Raw genomic sequence first — 16,212 nt, 5'->3', positions numbered from 1 at the left:
GCTGGTGTGACGCTCGCGGTCAGCGACGAGCGGTCAGCCCGTGACGACGGGTAGACGCGCCCATCCGCGCACGCTTGCGGTGTGCGCACGCTGGGCGTTGGCGTAGTCGACTTCCCAGTCGGGCCAGCGCTTGAGGACCTCTTCGAGAGCCACCCGGCCTTCCATCCGGGCCAGCGCCGAGCCGAGGCAGAAGTGCAGGCCCTGCCCGAAACTCAGGTGGGCGCCCTGGCGGTGGATGTCATAGCGATCCGGGTCGTCGAAGTGGCGCTCGTCGCGGTTGGCGGAACCGTTGAGCAGCAACATGTATGAGCCTTCGGGCACGAAGGTGCCATAGAGCTCGGCGTCCCGCGCGACATACCGGGCCTGCACCGGCGATGGCGGCTCGTAACGCAGAGTCTCCTCGACGGCGCCGGGGATCAAGGACGGATTCGCGACGAGTTCGCGTCGCTGATCCGGATGATCCGACAGCAGCTGCCCCATGTAACCGATCAGCCGCGCGGTGGTCTCGTTCCCGGCGCCGGCAATCATGGCCGTGTAGGCCAACACCTCGGTGCGCGACAAGGGCCGCCGCGTGCCGTCCGGCTCGTCGATCTTGGCCCGCAGCAGGTCGGTCATCAGGTCATCGGACGGGTGATCGGCCCGCCACTCGATGTACTCGGCGAACACGACCATGCTCTCCTCGAACAACTTCGCATTCACCGCGGCGGGGTCGCGCTCCTCGGACAACTCGAGGTTCGCCCCGCCCCGATCGCGGATCTTTTCCTGATCCTGTTCGGGGATGCCCAGCAGGTACCCGATAGTCCGCATCGGCATCATCGCCCCGAGGTCGGCGATGAAATCGAACCCGCCGGCGCCGACCAACGGATCCAGCTCCCGCACGCAGAAGCCGCGGACCAGGTCCTCGACAGCCAGCATGCGCCGCGGCGTGAACACCCGGGACAGCAGGCGGCGGTGCAGGTCGTGCAGCGGAGGATCCTCGAACAACAGAATGCCCGGCGGGACTTCGATATTGGCGAACAGGATGTCGGCCGTGGTCCCGCGACCGGACCGGTAGGTCTGCCAGTTCGGCAGTTCGCGCGCCACGTCCTCGTAGCGGCTCAACGCGTAGAAGTTGTACTTCTCGTTGTAGTAGAGCGGCGCTTCGTCGCGCATGCGCTTCCACACCGGGTACGGGTTGTCGTCGATATCGGAGTCGAACGGGTCGTAGTACAAGTCGACCACGCTGGTGCCTGACATTCTCAATCCCTTCGCTCAGTCGTTTCGGTGCAGGAAGCCGTGCAGGATCGCCTGGACCAGTTCTTCGACGATGACCTCTCGCGACGGCGGCCTGGCGCCGAAATAGGCGGAGCGCAACGCGGCCATGCCGGCGATCATCGCCACCGTCGAGTGCGCGGGCAGGTCGGGATGGTCCGACCGCAGGCCCCGCAGGTGCATACCCTCCGCGCTGATCTGACCGAGCGCCCGGATCGCCTGCCTGACCTCCGCGATGCCCGCGTCGGCCTTTTCCTCCTCGCTGAGCGCCTCCGACGCCATCAGCGTCAACAGCAGGCCCCGGTGTTCGACGAACACGTCGTAGAGCTGCCCGACGAAGTGCCGCGCCAGCTCCTTCTCGTCCGTTTCCTCGGGGACCACCGACTGCCAGGTTCGGCCGAACTCGTCGACGAAGGTGGTGAAGGGTAGGACCAGCGCCTCCCGGAACAGGGCCGCCTTCGAACCGAAGTGCCGAAACAGCAGGTGCTCGGTAACGCCTGCGGCCTGGGCGATTTCACGCGTCGTCGTGCTGCGGTAGTCCTGGCGGGCGAAGCGGGCCCGCGCCGCGTCGAGCAGCAATCCCCGCGGGGCACCGCGGGGCCGGCGCGACGCCCCGGCCGGTGCGCCGCGCTTCGTGGGTGGCCCCTGGGGCATGGTCGTTGCTCCTGTCCGGGTGGTTGACTGCCTTTAGGATAGTGTGCACTATCTAACGAGTCGAGTGTTGAAAGGGGTGCGACGGTGGGCGCTGTCATCATGCTGGGCACGTTGTTCGGGTTGATCGCCCTGATCTTCGGGCTGGTGCTGCGCTTCGACCCGCAGGCGCGCCGCACCCCGGGGGATGACCGGGGACTTCCCAGATGACGCCCGTGATGCAGGCGGCCAGCGGCTTCGCGCTCGTCGGCGGCATCGCGTTCACCGCCCTCGGCGTGTTCCTGAGCGTTCGCCAGCGCCGCCTGCACCCGCTGCTGCTGTTGTGCATTTCGGCGATCTCGTTCTCGTGGATCGAGGCCCCCTACGACTGGGCGATGTACGCGCAGTTCCCACCAGCCATCCCACGCATGCCGTCCTGGTGGCCGCTGAACGTGACGTGGGGCGGACTGCCCCTGTTCGTCCCCATCGGCTACATCTCGTATTTCGTGCTGCCGGCCGTGACGGGCACGGCGCTCGGGCGATGGCTGAGCGCACGGTTCGGATGGCGCAGGCCGCCAACATTATTAGTGGTCGGCCTAGTCGTCGGCTTCTGCTGGGCGCTCTTTTTCAACGGGTTCCTGGGCGCCAAGCTCGGCGTCTTCTACTACGGCAGGGTTATCCCCGGGCTGGCGATCCGCGAGGGAACCGCGCATCAGTACCCGCTCTACGACTCACTCGCGATGGCGATCCAGATGATGGTCTTCACCTATCTGCTCGGCCGCACCGACTCGCAGGGACGAAACGTCATCGAGCTGTGGGCCGACAACAAGTCGAAGAGCCGCCTGAGTGCGTCGCTGCTGTCCGTCGCTGCGGTGATTGTTATCGGAAACGTGCTTTACGGCGCGGTTTTCGCGCCGCACCTGGTGACGAATCTGGGCGGTTGGGTGACGGCGGGACCGACCGAACAACTGTTCCCGGGCGTGCCGAACCAGCCCGAATAGGGTTGCGACGCCCAGCGTCGGGTTGTTGGGCCGAAGTGCGGAATTCAGCTCGACAACTCGACGTTCGGCGAAGTCAGCCCAGAGCCTCGGGCAGCACCACCTCGCCCACGCGCTTGAGGTACTGCCACGCGACCTCCGGCGGCAGCCCGCCGCACAACGGCGACAGGTTGAGCACCTGACCCGCGCGGACCCGCGAAACCGCTTCCGGCACGGAGATGATGATGTGTGAGCCGGGCTTCTCACGTAACTCGTCCACGGTGTTCACGTGCGAGAAGCCGGCCGTCGTCTCGTCACCGGGGTTCCACGCGGCGTAGGTACGCACGTCGTGCAGCAGGTGCTCGCCGATCTCCTTCCACGCCCCATCCACGTCGTCGGCAACGAACACGACAGAGGGCGTGTCGCGGCTGGGAAACATCGTCGGCCCGGGCTGATGGCCGTGCGCGCGGCAGGCCTCCTCGTACGCCTCCTGCATGCCCGGTGCGTTGGCGTTGCCCAGCATGCCCAGGCCATACCTGCCGGCCCGGCGCGCAGCGGCCAACGTTCCCCCGCCCCACATCATCGATGGGCCGCCCTCGGTGAGCGGGGCCGGCGTCACCTTAATCCGGCGTCCGTCGTGATCAACCGTTTCGCCGGCGAGCAGCCGGCGCAACAGTCCCAGCTTCTCATCGGCAAGGCGACCGCGCTTGCTTATTTCCAGCCCGAAGTGCTCGAACTCCTCGGGCCGGTAGCCGAGGGCGAGCGTGTAGGAGGCGCGACCGCCGCTGACGATGTCGAGGACCGCCATGTCCTCGGCCAGCCGGACCGGGTCGTAGAACGGCAGGATCAGGATCAGGTTCATCGGCAACCGCTGGGTGCGCGCCGCGATGGCCGGCGCCAGGATCAGCGGAGACGGCAGGTAGCCGTCCTCGGACCCGTGGTGCTCACAGAGCACGGCGGCCAGACCGCCATGTTGCTCTGCCCAGGAGCACATTTCGGGTACCGCGGCATACAGGGCGGCGGGTGGCGCGCCCCATGACGGGGCACGCATATCGAAGCGCAGTGTAAACAAAGCGACTCCTAGCTGACCTAATCGTTGTGCGACGTACGCTACGCGCTCAGCCGAATGCTGCCGAGCAACATGCCGTGGCGCAACCTAAGATTTGTTCTCTAAGATAGTGCGCGCTCTCTTAAACCCTTGACCGCACGGCCCCGCGCTGTTAGCTTCCGAATCGAACCTTGAGCGATACCGACTGCCCGCCGGCGTAAGGGCAACGGCCGCCTCAGCTTTCATCGCACGCATGCCACCGAGGAGGACGACATGACGGCTCACCGCGTGGTGGTGTGGGCGACGGGCGGCATCGGGTCGATCGCCATCCGGACCATTCAGCGCCGCCCAGACTTGGACTTGGTCGGCGTGTGGGTGCACTCGCCGGAGAAGGACGGCGCAGACGCGGGCGAACTCGCCAACGGCGAGCCGATCGGTCTGGCCGCCACCACCGATGCGGACGCACTGATCGGCCTGAAGCCCGACTGCGTCATCTACGCCGCGAGCGGCCCGGAGCGCGATGCGCTGGCCGTCCCTGACTACGTCCGGCTGCTCGAGTCCGGCATCAACGTCGTCACGACCAGCACCACCAGGCTGGTCAACCCGCACGCCTACGAACCCGCGGAGTGGCGCGACCAGCTGGTCGCCGCGGCCAAGCAGGGCCAGGTCTCGCTGTACGCGTCGGGAATCGAGCCCGGCTTCGCCGCCGATTACCTGCCGCTGGTGTTGTCGACCCAGTCGTCGTTCATCGAAAAGATCCACGCGTTCGAGATCGGCCTGTACGACGACTACGGCGTCCCCGACATCATGAGCGATGCATTGGGTTTCGGCCGGCCGCTCGACTACCAGCCGTGGATCGGCTTTCCGGGCGCGATCGCCGGCGAATGGCAGGGCCAGATCCGGTTGGTTGCCGACGCACTCGGCGTCGAAATCCAAGAGGTCCGCGAATATTTCGACCGCGCAGTCACCAACCGAACGCTGGACGTCGCGATGGGCACGGTCGAGGCGGGAACCTGCGGCGCGCTGCGCATGCGGGCGATCGGCGTGGTCGACGGTCGCGAGGCCATCGTCATCGAGCACGTCACCCGGCTCGCCCACGACGTCGCCCCGGACTGGCCGACGGGCATCGGGGACCTGTCCTACCGGGTGATGATCAGCGGCGACCCCGACATCGATTGCACCCTCGCGGCTACGCTCAAGGATCCGCGCAAGGCCGGGGTGGCAGGAATGACCTCCGGCGCCGGCGCGATGGTCGCCACCGCGATGCGCGTGGTCAACGCCGTGCCGTATGTCGTTGCCGCGGAACCCGGGCTGCTGAGTTCGGTCGACCTGCCCCTCACGATTCCAAAGCACGCGTTCGCCACTTAGTCTGCCCGAGTGACGTCGAACCCACTCGAGGAACTCACGCTGCCACAGCTACGACTGCGCACCAGCATGAAGTGGCGCGCGCACCCGGACGACGTGCTGCCGCTGTGGGTCGCCGAGATGGACGTCAGCCTCGCCCCTACCGTGGCCGACGCCCTGCGCCGGGCCATCGACATCGGTGACACCGGATACCCGTGCGGCACCGCGTTCGCCGAAGCGGTCAGTGAATTCGCCTCGCGCCGTTGGCAATGGAACGACGTGGAGGTCGGCCACACGGCAATCGTCCCGGACGTCATGCTCGGCGCCGTCGAGCTGCTGCGCTTGGTCACCGACCGGGGCGACGCCGTGATCGTCAACCCGCCGGTGTATGCGCCGTTCTACGCGTTCGTGTCGCACGACGGGCGCCGGATCATCGAGGCGCCACTGGGCGAAGGGGGCCGAATCGATCCCGACGCCCTGGCGCAAGCATTCGACCGCGCCCGCGCGACGGGCGGGAGAGCCGCGTACCTGCTGTGCAATCCGCACAACCCGACCGGGACGGTGCACACGGCCGAGGAACTCGGTGCCGTCGCCGAGCTGGCCCGCCGGTTCGGTGTCCGGGTGGTGTCGGACGAGATTCACGCGCCCGTCGTCCTGCCGGGCGCGCGGTTCATCCCATTCCTGACGGTGCCCGGCGCGGAGAACGCCTTCGCCCTGACGTCCGCCTCCAAGGCCTGGAACCTGTCCGGGCTCAAGGCGGCGCTGGCCATCGCAGGACCGGAGGCGGTCGCCGACCTGCACCGGATGCCCGAGGAGGTCAGTCACGGACCGAGCCACTTCGGCGTCATCGCCCATACCGAGGCGTTCCGAACCGGCGGCGATTGGCTCGACGCACTGCTGCGCGGCCTGGACGAAAACCGAACCTTGCTCAGTGATCTGGTGGCTCAGCACCTACCGGGCGTGAACTATCAACGGCCGCAGGGAACTTACCTCGCCTGGCTGGATTGCCGGGAGCTCGGATTCGCCGAAGAGGCGGCCGCGGGGCCGGCGGTGGTCGCCGACCTGTCCGGGCCCGCCCGCTGGTTCCTCGATCACGCTCGGGTGGCGCTCAGTTCCGGCCACGTCTTCGGAACCGGCGGCACCGGCCACGTCAGGTTGAACTTCGCGACGTCGCGGGCCATCCTCACCGAGGCCGTGTCACGGATGGGCCGGGCCCTCGCCGACGCCCGCTAGGCGGAAATCTCTTCGGCGCCGCGGCCCAGGTCGCGGAAACCCGCGGTGGGTTCCTTGAAGCCAAGCCCAACTCCGGCTTCATCGTCGCCTCGTGGGCCGCTGATGTCCGCGATGAGCAGGGACCGCGCGCCGAATCGCCACGAACAGGCCAGTTTAATGTCCACCAGACGTCGAGCCCGATGAAATCTTCCACTAGACGAACTCGCGTTGTCGCGAGAGGCTAGCAGAGGCGCCCGGCCACCGGAGGAGCTGAATATGCATGTGCTACGAACCCCGGACTCCCGATTCGAAAACCTGGAGGACTATCCGTTCGTAGCGAATTACGTTGACGTCGCGGCAAGCGACACCCAGCCGCTCCGCATGCACTTTCTGGACGAGGGCCCCGACGACGGGCCGCCGATCGTGCTGCTGCACGGGGAGCCCACCTGGAGCTACCTGTACCGGACGATGATCCAGCCGCTGGCCGACGCCGGGAACCGCGTGCTCGCGCCCGACCTGGTCGGCTTCGGCCGCTCCGACAAGCCCGCCCGGGTCGGGGATTACACCTATCAGCGGCACGTCGAATGGGTGACGTCGTGGTTCGAACGGCTGAACCTCAAGGACGTGACGCTGTTCGTGCAGGACTGGGGGTCGCTGATCGGGCTGCGCATCGCCGCCGAACAGGGTGACCGCATCGCACGGCTCGTGGTGGCCAATGGCTTCTTGCCGACCGCGGAGCGACCCACCCCGCCCGCCTTCTACGCCTGGCGCGCGTTCGCGCGCTACTCCCCCGTGCTGCCCGCCGGCCGCATCGTCGCGGTGGGGACCGTACGCCGAGTTTCCGCCAGGGTGCGCGCCGGGTATGACGCGCCATTCCCCGACAAGACCTACCAGGCCGGCGCCCGGGCCTTCCCGCAGTTGGTGCCGACCTCACCGGACGATCCGGCGATCCCCGCCAACAGAGCCGCGTGGAAGGCCCTGGGCCAATGGGAGAAACCCTGCCTCGCCATTTTCGGGTCCCGCGATCCGATCCTCGGCCAGGCGGACCGTCCCCTGATCAAGCACATCCCCGGCGCGGCGGGCCAGCCGCACGCCCGCATCAATGCCAGTCATTTCATCCAGGAAGACTCCGGACCCGAACTGGCCGAACGCATTCTGTCGTGGCAGCAGGCGCTGCGCTGACCTCCTCAGCGGGTGTTGACGAGCCGCACGACGCCCCGCATGACCGCTCTGCTCGCGACGTGCCTGATCTGGTCGAGCGCCGAGCCCGACTGTGGCTGCGGGGCCGCCCCCAGCCGCGGGAACAGCGCCAGCGCGTTGCCGCGCTCGATCGCCCCTCGGGCGCGCCCGTCGAGCCCCGGATAGGTCTCCAACCCTGCGGCGAACAGCTTGGCGGCCGCCGCGGGCGCGAAGGGCCAGTCGGAGCCGAAGGTGACGTGCCCGGGCCTGGCGAAGGCGAGCAGGCTGGGCAGCGCCGCGGCGCTGGAGGACAACGCCGTGTCGAAGTAGAAGCCCGCGAAGTCGTCGAGGGTGTCCGCCAGGCTGCGCCCGGTGTCGGCCATGATGGCGAGGGCCATGCGGTGCGCGGCGTACGGCACGAACCCGCCCGCATGGCTCAGGATGAACCTGATGTTGGGATACCTGCGGCAAATGCCGTTGCGCACAAGCAGATACGCCGCGCGCGTGGTGTCGAGCAGGAAGTCGGCCGCGAACGGTGGAACGCCATCGACCGCGGGCCCGGGCAGTTCGCCGGGGTGGATGAACACCACCGCCGAACGCGCCTCGAGCGCGGCGAACAGCTTCTCCTGGTTGGGCAGGCCGAGGTAGGTCCCGGCGCCGTTGGCGAGCAGGACGACGCCGTCGGCGCCCAGCTCGTCGAGCGATCTCGCGATCTCGTCGACGGACTCGCTGAGGTGCGGCATGGGGATGGTCGCGAAGAAACCGAACCGGTCGGGCCGGGACGCGGCGAGCCCGGCAAGGTAATCGTTGAGGTCACGCGCGAGCGCGGCGGCGTCGGCTGCGGCCGGCAGGAACGCGGTGCCCGGCGTCGACACCGACAGGATCGCGGTGGCGACGTCCAGTTCGCCCATGGTTCGCAACGATCCCTCGGGGCTCCACTGCGGCACCTCGCGGCCGACCGCTTCGTCGAATCCCTTCTTGCGCAAGAGTTCTCGATAGAACGGCGGGATGGCGTGATGGTGGGTGTCGATCCGCAACATTGCTCCCTTCGATCAGTGATCGGGAATGCCCGCACCTGCCAGCGCGGGCACCACATCCTCGTTGTGTAGCAGCGACGCGGCGCCCGCCTTGAACTGGGTGCCGAACCCGCAGTCAGGAACTACAACGTGGAAACCCTTGCCCACCAATGGGACAACGTGGCGGTAGTCCGTGTGGTCACCGGGCCACGCAAGCAGCAGTATCACCGGGCGCCCGCCGGTCCCCTGACGTTCGTAGGCCAGCCGAAACCGCTCACCCGGAGAACTCGTCAGCATCTCTCAAACGTAGTCGCGAATCTGACCCGGGAAGTGACCACCAGCGTGTGGGGCGAAATTACTCGACGCTGGGCACCTTCGTGACGGCCAGTACGGCTTCCGCCAACTCGGGCCGGCAGACCACCAAGTCCGGCAACTTGGGATCCGACCGGTTGTAGGCAAGGGCGGAGCCGTCGATGCGGGAAGTATGCAGGCCTGCGGCTCGCGCCACGGCCACCGGCGCGGCCGAGTCCCATTCGAATTGGCCGCCGGCGTGCACGTACACGTCTGACAGCCCCTGGACGAGCGAAGCCACCTTCGCCCCGGCCGAGCCCATTTCCACCAGCACGCCGTCCAGGGCGTCCCGGACGGTCAACGCAATGGCGGGGGGCCGGGTGCGCGACACCACGATGCGCGGCTTGCCCGGCGCGGCGGGAGGCGAGTCGACCTCAGGGGTGGCCAAGGTGATCCCCTGCGCCGGCAGTGCCACCGCCCCGGCGACCAGCTCACCGGCCTCCCACAGCGCGACGTGCACCGCCCAGTCGTCACGCCCGAGCTCGGAGAATTCCCGCGTCCCGTCCAGCGGATCCACGATCCACACCCGCTCCGAGCGCAGCCGTACCGGATTGTCGACGCCCTCCTCGGACAGCACCGCGTCGTCGGGCCGCTCGTCGGCGAGCGCCGCCATCAGAAAATCGTGGGATCGCTTGTCCCCCGCGGCCTTCCGCTCGCTGGCTTCCGCGTCGGCGAACTCTTCCCGGACCGTGAGCAGCAGCCGCCCCGCGTCAGTGGCCAACTGCGCGGCCAGTTCGTGGTCATCCGTCAGCTGCAGGGCCATCGCAATCCTTAAGTTGGCAGTGTTGACCAACTTTACCCTGCCATCGCGGTGCGGGCGGACACCACCCCTCGAGGACCGTTCCGGCCGTAATCTGTTGATCGTGAGCGGGGGCAACGTTCCTTTCTTGAGTCGGTTGGGACGCATTCCACGGGGGCGCCTGACCGTAATCGGCATCGTCTCGGCGGTCGCGCTGGGCGGCATCCTCACCTTCGTGGCGCTGAAGCTGAGCCCGGGTGACCAAGGCGCCAGACCGCCCACCGCCCAGCCGGCACCACCGCAGAGCTTCGCGATCCCGGGCTGCTACAACCTGTCGGTGCCGCCGGTCGAGCGGCCGAAGCGGCTGAACGTGCTGGGCTGCGCCAGCGTCGCCGTTGCGCTGCAAGACATGTCGTGGAGTTCGTGGGGACCGCAGGGCGCCGACGGCACCGGCACGGCGGTCTTCAAGGTCTGCGACCCGAATTGCGCGGCCGGCTATCAGCTCACCGAGCCGGTAATCGTCCACGCCTGGAATCCGCAGCCGCCGCGGCGCGAGGCCATCTGCCAGGTCGGCTTGAACATCTTCGCCGACATGATCCTGGCCTTCCCCAAAGGTGTTCCACCGCCGACCGTGCAGAAGATGAACACCGAGTACAACGGGCAGCCGGCGGTGCATTTCGCCAACTACTCGAGCGGCGACACGCGCGGCACCCAATTCATCGGCTACACGTACTGCAACTAGCGGGTTCGATCGCGGCGACCCGTCCCCCAAGCGGAGGTGCCCCCGTAGCCCGGCTTCGCCGCGCTCGCGATCGAAGCTAGACCTCGATCACGACGGCGCCGCCCTGGCCGCCACCGGCGCACATCGCCGCGACGCCGATCCCGCCGCCGCGGCGGGCCAGCTCGTAGACCAGCGTGGTCACCATGCGCGCACCGGAGGCCGCGATCGGGTGGCCGAGGCTGCAGCCGCTACCGGAGAAGTTCACCTTCTCCTCGTCGAGGCCGTACTCGCGGCACGCCGCGATCGGCACCGACGCGAACGCCTCATTGATCTCCCACAGGGCGACGTCGCTGGCTGACAGACCGGCCCGCTGCAGCACCTTGCCGATGACCTTGACGGCCCCCAGCCCGGTGTCCCGGGGGGCCACGCCCGCGGCGGCCCACGCCCGGACCGTGCCCATCACGTTGAGGTTCTCGGCGGCGGCGTAGTCACGGTCGACGAGGGCCACGGCCGCGGCCGCGTCGTTGGTGCCGCTGCTGTTGCCCGCCGTGATCGAGAAGCCCTCGATCTCCGGGTGCAGCACCTTGAGCCCGGCGAGCTTCTCCACGGTGGTGTCCCGGCGGGGATGCTCGTCGACGGAGAACTCGGTGACCGAACCGTCGAACTGAGTGACCTTCAGCGGGATGATCTCGTCCACGAACTTGCCGGCGTCCATGGCCGCGATGGCGCGCTGATGCGAGCGGGCGGCCCAGGCATCCATCTCCTCGCGCGTAATCCCGACCGCCTGCGCGGTGTTCCAGCCCACGGTGATCGACATGTCCTTCGCGGGCGCGTCCGGCGTCTCGACGTGGGTCGGCGGCATCCAGCGCTCCTCGAACTTCAGCTCGGGGCCGGGGATCCGCCAGTTGGTCAGCGGAGTCATGGACAGCGACTGCACGCCGCCGGCGATGAGCACGCGCTCCATCCCGGAGCCGATCTGGGCGGCGGCGTTGCCGATGGCGGTCAGGCTGCCGGCGCAGTGCCGGTTCACCGACTGGCCGGGAATGTCCTCCATACCGGTCGCGGTGGCGGCGTACCTCGCCAAATCCCCGCCGCCGTAGTGCGATTCGGCGAAGATGATGTCGTCGATCGCGGACGGGTCGACGCCTGACCGGCGCACCACCTCCGGAAGCACCGTGGTGATCAGCGTCTCGGGGGGTGTGTTGACGAGCGTGCCCTTGAAGGAGCGGCCGATCGCCGTCCGAACCGCTCCGACAATGACGGGTGTAGCCATGTTCTCAACCTCGAACGGTCTGGCTGCGGTCGGCAGCGCGGATTTCAGTAGTTGACGCGAATCGTAACAAATACCGTATGGCCAATAGTAAACGGGCTGAGTTCACCGCGAGGTGCTGGAGGGCCGCAACGTCCGTGGCATCATCCGCTACCCCGACACCGACCGCGCGTGACAGGACACAATGGGCCGATGACAACCAGACCAGTCGCCGAGCGTGACACCACCGAGCTGACCGCGTATCGCGTCGCGGCGATGCTCCTGGGTGTGGGAACGCTGCACTTCGTGGCGCCCAAGCCGTTCGACACTATCGTCCCGGCCGAGTTGCCGGGCAACGCCCGGTTCTACACGTATGCGTCGGGAGTGGCGGAGGTGGGTGTCGGGGCGGCGTTGTTGCCGCGACGCACGCGGCGACTGGCCGCGCTCGCCGCGGCCGTGTTGTTCGTCGGCGTGTTTCCGGCCAACGTCAACATGTGCCGGTTGTGGTGGAACAAGCCCTGGCCGATGCGGATCGCCGCGCTCGCCCGACTGCCCCTGCAGGTGCCCATGATCACCACCGCGCTCAAGATCAGTCGCAACAGCTGAGACCCCGCGTGTTCGCCACCCCGCCACGGCCGTTGCTGGCACCGGGAGATGCACGAGGGCCCGCCTCTCAGCGACACGCGCGTGTGGGGTTTGCTTCGTATGCGAGATCGAGGACGGCAGAATTCACCGCGCCCGCGAGTACTGGGACGCCGCCAGCATGTCGAGCCGGTTGGGAATGCCTGAGCAGCAACAAAATTCAGGCCACTGACAAAGCAGCGCCTAACCCGTCATGCGCTGCCGTCGACTGAGCGACCGAGGTAGGCCATGATCCGCGCGGTCGGCGTGGCATCCGCCGGCGCGGAATGGGCCGGACCGAAGCCACCCGGTCGCCGCAACAGCGGCTCCGGCACCGACTCCACCAGCCCGCGGCTCAGCGCCAGCAGGTCCTCGGGCAGCTCGATCAGCCGCCCTTGTGAACGTTGGATGTCCCAGGCGTGCATGGCCAAATCCGAGACCGGAAACATCAGCGCCCGGCGCAACGGGACCTGACCTTCCGGCGATTTCCGCATCCCGTCGAGGTCGGCGCCCGGCAGCGCGCCGTGTAGTCGCGTTGCGAGCTCGCGAAGCCGTGCCGCCGGGTCGTCGCATGCCCATTGGGAAGGCTGAGAGGGACCTTCCCAGATGTCGCCGTCCTCCACGAGCGTCACGACTTTGGCAGCGCTGCCGGTGACGTGACCCACCAGGTCGCGCACGCTCCACCCCGCGAGGTTGGACGGCTGGTCCCAGCTGTCGGGTGAAATGTCGTCGACGGCATCGATGAGGAGATCGAACGCCTCGGTAGCCATCGCGCCGATTCGGGAGGTCGGGTCGTCCATCTCATGTATCTCCTTGGAGGAAGCCGCCTTCGGGTGCAGTGAGTCAGCTTGCGTCGGCGGTTCGTTCGGCGCCTCATCGCGATGCAGCCACACGAACCTGTTCTGGCCCGCTCCGCCCGCCAGGAAAGGCCGCACCAGGCGCGGGTGCGCCCTCACCGCTTCCGCGCGGGGAATCAATTCGGGCCTGCCCAGCGAGTACTCGCTGCCGTTCCAGGTCAACTCGCATCTGCCGGCGTCCAACACATTCTCCAGCCAGTCAACATGGGGGTATGCCGCCGCAAGCACGAAACCATCACCGAGCGGGTAGGCGCTCAGCGGCGTCACATATGTTCGGCCGCTGCGCCGACCGACGTGCTGCAAGGCGCTCAGGTTGAAGTAGAGCATTCCCAGTCGGGTTCCTGCGATCGTGCGCAGATAGGGATTAATCCGCTTGGTCAGCTGGCGCGTCGAGTCGCTGACACGTGGTATTCGCAGCAGCATTTCCCAGCCGAGCAAGAGCAGATAAAGCACCGCGACGACAGCGGCCGCGACCGCGGGCGGCGCCAGCAGCGCGTGCCGAAGTCTTCGGCTTCTCATGCGCCATGCCTCCTAAGGTTTTCGCGGGAAAGCTCTCGCTACCATCGGCCACGCACCGCCCAGGCGGCTAGGGCCGCAAGTCCTCGTATCGAGTCGCCCGGTTGAACTCACCAACCGCGGGCGTAAGACTTGACATTGGCTAACTACACAGGAGGGCCCGCTTGGGCAGAACGGATATCGCGGCGATCCTCGCGGTCGCGTCCGCGCTGATGGTCGGTATCGGAGATGTCATCCAGCAGCGATCCGCCCAAAAGGTCACCGACAAGCCGGTCGGCACTCTGGCCCTGTTCCGCCGGCTTCTGCGCGATCGCCAATGGTGGACGGGCAGCCTGGTGGCCGCCGCCGGGTTCGGGTTGCAGGCCGCGGCGCTGGACCTGGGTTCGGTGGTGCTGGTGCAGGCGCTGCTGGTGACATCGTTGCTGTTCGCGTTGCTGATCAGCGCACGGGTGGATCACCGGAGAATCACGCCGCGGCAAGGCATTTGGGCTGTGCTGCTGGCGGCAGCGGTCGCGGTGGTGGTGACGGTCGGCGACCCCCAGGAGGGGACGCCGCGAGGGTCCGTGCACACCTGGACCATCGTGGCGCTGGTCATGGGTCCGGCGTTGATCCTGTGCGTGATCGGCGCCCGCATGTTCCCCGGCACGGTCGGCGCGCTGCTGCTGGGTCTGATGTCGGGCTCGCTGTGGGGATTGTTTTCGGTCCTGACCAAAGGTGTGGTCGACGAGCTGGACCGCGGCATTCCCGCCCTGCTGCGCCTGCCCGAGGTGTACGTGTGGGTGGTGGTCGCCATCGCGGCGACGGCCTGGGAACAGTCCGCGTTCCGGGCCGGCCCGCTCACCGCGTCGCTTCCGGCCGTGACCGTCGCCGAGCCCGTCGTCGGATCGGTGCTCGGCGTCACCGTGCTCGGTGAGACGCTGCGCACCAACGGCATCGGCTTGGTGGCGCTGGGCGTGTCTGTCGCGGTGATGGCGGCGGCGACGGTGGCGCTGGCCCACAGCCAGGCCACCGGGGCCCCTCCGACCGGCGAAAAGCCCGCGGCAGCCTGATCAGATGCGGGAGCCAACCCGGTGCGCCGTGCCGTCCGGATCGACATAGGCGAACTCGCGCAGACCATAGGGGGTGTCCTGCGGTGGGATCAGGCGGCCCTCGAGGTCTTGCAGCGCCGCCCACTCCGCATAGAGGGCATCGGCATCGCTGACATAGAGGTACACGCTTGCCGCGGTTCGCAACGGGTCGTGCTCGTCCCATTCGGTGAGGTGGATGGACACCGCTCCGCGGTCGGCGAAGCCGTAACGGTCCGGTCCGTCGTATGCGCGCGCGGCAAAACCCAGTCGTCGGTAGCGATCAAGGGCGACGTCGAGATTTCGTACCGGGACGATTGGCGCTACCGAGGTGAAGTCGACTGCGGTCACGCCCGCGAACATATCGCTTAGCTTCGAATCCGCTCGCGACACCCGGGGCTGACGTACGCTGCATCGGAACAACTTCTGAATAGGGGACCGCGCTGGGGGTGCGCGAAAAGGCTTGCCTAGGCAGGAAAGGCACTCGACATGCGCCAGCTGACAGCTTCATTCGCCATCGCCGCCGCCGCAACACTGCTCGTCGGCTGCAGCCACGATAGCGGGGGCGCCTCCTCCTCGTCGTCGTCCACCAGCACCACGGCCGCGGCTAAAGGTCCCCTGACGAAGCCCCAGCTGCCCGACCTCATGCTCAGCCCGAGCGACATCGACTCGCTGCTGGGGGTCACGGGCACAACCAGCGACCCACCGAAGACCGCGCTGGAAGAAGACACGGCCAAGCGCAGCGATTACACGCTTCCCGCTGAATGCAAGTACGCCATCCACGCGGCCCTGGCACCCGTCTATGCGGACAGCGGCTATACGGCGGTTTACGGCTATCACGACCTCGCCCCCACTCCCCCCGGCGCGGATGATTTGGAAAGCCCCGACGTGTACCAGTTTGTGGTGTTGTTCCCGGCGCCGGACCAAGCGAACGCGTTTTTCACCACCTCGTCCCAGCAATGGCCTGCCTGCGCCAACCGCTTGGACACCGTGCCCGCCGACGGCACCCATCCCGAACTTCAGTGGAAGGTGGGTCCGGTTTCCAACGCCAACGGGGTTTTGAGCACAACCGTGACGCTGACCTTCAGCCGAAACGGCGTGAACCTGACCGTCCCCTGTCAGCGGGCGTTGACCGTCCGCAGCAACGTCGTCGTCGACGTCGACGCGTGCCGCAAGGACGCGGGAGACCTTGGCGTCAACATCGCCAATCAGATCGCCGGCAAAATCGGCAAGCAATAGGACCTCAATGGCCGCCCGCCGTTCACCTGTCGGCGGTAGTTGCTGGCCGCTCCCCCGGCGTACGATCTTGCGGCCGAACCCGGTCAAGCGACGACACTTGCACCACCACCGATCCTGGCGGTAAGCCGTAGCTGCACCCGACGTCGCGACGCCGTTTCGTGCAGTCTGCTCGAAGGGTCGGTGGCGGGGTGTCGAGGA

Annotated in this window: 18 protein-coding genes; 9 read left to right on the top strand and 9 right to left on the bottom strand. The window is 67.7% G+C overall.

The genetic code is table 11. The features are described from left to right. Positions 1–33: 33 nt before the first annotated feature. On the bottom strand, positions 34–1,236 hold the full coding sequence (locus ACEL92_RS10570; protein WP_374025514.1) for a cytochrome P450: 1,203 nt from the start codon (positions 1,234–1,236) through the stop codon (positions 34–36). A 15-nt stretch (positions 1,237–1,251) separates the two neighbouring features. After that, positions 1,252–1,905, bottom strand: coding sequence for a TetR/AcrR family transcriptional regulator (locus ACEL92_RS10565; protein ID WP_374025513.1), 654 nt, complete (start codon positions 1,903–1,905; stop codon positions 1,252–1,254). Positions 1,906–1,989: 84 nt separating this feature from the next. Here ACEL92_RS10565 and ACEL92_RS10560 point away from each other — a divergent pair, with 84 nt between their 5' ends. Together ACEL92_RS10560 and ACEL92_RS10555 are read left to right on the top strand one after the other, a co-directional pair. Beyond that, positions 1,990–2,112 carry a hypothetical protein gene (locus ACEL92_RS10560; RefSeq protein ID WP_374025512.1) on the top strand — a complete coding sequence of 41 codons (123 nt, stop codon included), beginning with the start codon at positions 1,990–1,992 and terminating at the stop codon, positions 2,110–2,112. Then, positions 2,109–2,882, top strand: coding sequence for a spirocyclase AveC family protein (locus ACEL92_RS10555; RefSeq protein WP_374025511.1), 774 nt, complete (start codon positions 2,109–2,111; stop codon positions 2,880–2,882). The genes ACEL92_RS10560 and ACEL92_RS10555 overlap by 4 nt, the downstream gene beginning before the upstream one ends. Before the next feature lie 73 nt (positions 2,883–2,955). Here ACEL92_RS10555 and ACEL92_RS10550 read toward each other — a convergent pair whose 3' ends face one another. Further along, on the bottom strand, positions 2,956–3,930 hold the full coding sequence (locus ACEL92_RS10550) for an LLM class flavin-dependent oxidoreductase (protein WP_374025510.1): 975 nt from the start codon (positions 3,928–3,930) through the stop codon (positions 2,956–2,958). 249 nt (positions 3,931–4,179) lie between these two features. On the opposite strand from ACEL92_RS10550, the gene ACEL92_RS10545 reads away from it, so the two are divergent. From ACEL92_RS10545 to ACEL92_RS10535, 3 genes are all read left to right on the top strand, one after another. Continuing rightward, positions 4,180–5,274 (top strand): dihydrodipicolinate reductase, encoded by a 1,095-nt coding sequence (locus ACEL92_RS10545; RefSeq protein WP_374025509.1) that lies wholly within the window; start codon positions 4,180–4,182, stop codon positions 5,272–5,274. Between the two features lie 9 nt (positions 5,275–5,283). After that, positions 5,284–6,483 carry a MalY/PatB family protein gene (locus ACEL92_RS10540; RefSeq protein WP_374025508.1) on the top strand — a complete coding sequence of 400 codons (1,200 nt, stop codon included), beginning with the start codon at positions 5,284–5,286 and terminating at the stop codon, positions 6,481–6,483. 255 nt (positions 6,484–6,738) lie between these two features. Continuing rightward, entirely contained in the window at positions 6,739–7,644 is a 906-nt protein-coding gene (locus tag ACEL92_RS10535) for a haloalkane dehalogenase (RefSeq protein WP_374025507.1), read from the top strand. Between the two features lie 5 nt (positions 7,645–7,649). Here ACEL92_RS10535 and ACEL92_RS10530 read toward each other — a convergent pair whose 3' ends face one another. From ACEL92_RS10530 to ACEL92_RS10520, 3 genes are read right to left on the bottom strand one after another with little or no spacing between them, the layout of a single operon-like run. Continuing rightward, entirely contained in the window at positions 7,650–8,681 is a 1,032-nt protein-coding gene (locus tag ACEL92_RS10530; RefSeq protein WP_374025506.1) for an amidohydrolase family protein, read from the bottom strand. Positions 8,682–8,693: 12 nt separating this feature from the next. Next, entirely contained in the window at positions 8,694–8,954 is a 261-nt protein-coding gene (locus tag ACEL92_RS10525; protein ID WP_374025505.1) for an alpha/beta fold hydrolase, read from the bottom strand. Positions 8,955–9,012: 58 nt separating this feature from the next. After that, entirely contained in the window at positions 9,013–9,771 is a 759-nt protein-coding gene (locus ACEL92_RS10520) for a 3'(2'),5'-bisphosphate nucleotidase CysQ (protein WP_374025504.1), read from the bottom strand. Positions 9,772–9,895: 124 nt separating this feature from the next. Between ACEL92_RS10520 and ACEL92_RS10515 the strand changes: the two genes are divergently transcribed. Then, entirely contained in the window at positions 9,896–10,489 is a 594-nt protein-coding gene (locus tag ACEL92_RS10515; RefSeq protein WP_374026167.1) for a hypothetical protein, read from the top strand. A gap of 76 nt (positions 10,490–10,565) precedes the next feature. Here the strand turns inward: ACEL92_RS10515 and ACEL92_RS10510 are convergent, their stop codons facing one another. After that, positions 10,566–11,741, bottom strand: a complete 1,176-nt coding sequence (locus tag ACEL92_RS10510; protein WP_374025503.1) for a thiolase family protein — start codon at positions 11,739–11,741, stop codon at positions 10,566–10,568. A 189-nt stretch (positions 11,742–11,930) separates the two neighbouring features. On the opposite strand from ACEL92_RS10510, the gene ACEL92_RS10505 reads away from it, so the two are divergent. Then, positions 11,931–12,323 (top strand): hypothetical protein, encoded by a 393-nt coding sequence (locus tag ACEL92_RS10505; protein ID WP_374025502.1) that lies wholly within the window; start codon positions 11,931–11,933, stop codon positions 12,321–12,323. A 227-nt stretch (positions 12,324–12,550) separates the two neighbouring features. On the opposite strand, the gene ACEL92_RS10500 is transcribed toward ACEL92_RS10505, so the two are convergent. Beyond that, positions 12,551–13,714 (bottom strand): TIGR03086 family metal-binding protein, encoded by a 1,164-nt coding sequence (locus ACEL92_RS10500; protein ID WP_374025501.1) that lies wholly within the window; start codon positions 13,712–13,714, stop codon positions 12,551–12,553. Between the two features lie 161 nt (positions 13,715–13,875). Between ACEL92_RS10500 and ACEL92_RS10495 the strand changes: the two genes are divergently transcribed. Further along, positions 13,876–14,760, top strand: coding sequence for a DMT family transporter (locus tag ACEL92_RS10495; protein WP_374025500.1), 885 nt, complete (start codon positions 13,876–13,878; stop codon positions 14,758–14,760). Here the strand turns inward: ACEL92_RS10495 and ACEL92_RS10490 are convergent, their stop codons facing one another. Beyond that, on the bottom strand, positions 14,761–15,126 hold the full coding sequence (locus ACEL92_RS10490) for a bleomycin resistance protein (RefSeq protein WP_374025499.1): 366 nt from the start codon (positions 15,124–15,126) through the stop codon (positions 14,761–14,763). Positions 15,127–15,264: 138 nt separating this feature from the next. Here ACEL92_RS10490 and ACEL92_RS10485 point away from each other — a divergent pair, with 138 nt between their 5' ends. Next, positions 15,265–16,014, top strand: coding sequence for a sensor domain-containing protein (locus ACEL92_RS10485; RefSeq protein ID WP_374025498.1), 750 nt, complete (start codon positions 15,265–15,267; stop codon positions 16,012–16,014). Positions 16,015–16,212: the final 198 nt, after the last annotated feature.

The sequence above is a fragment of the Mycobacterium hainanense genome (genome assembly GCF_041890355.1).
Lineage (GTDB): Bacteria > Actinomycetota > Actinomycetes > Mycobacteriales > Mycobacteriaceae > Mycobacterium > Mycobacterium hainanense.
The sequence above is the reverse complement of the archived record's forward strand: the minus strand, read 5'-3'. Positions and strand labels throughout refer to the sequence as shown.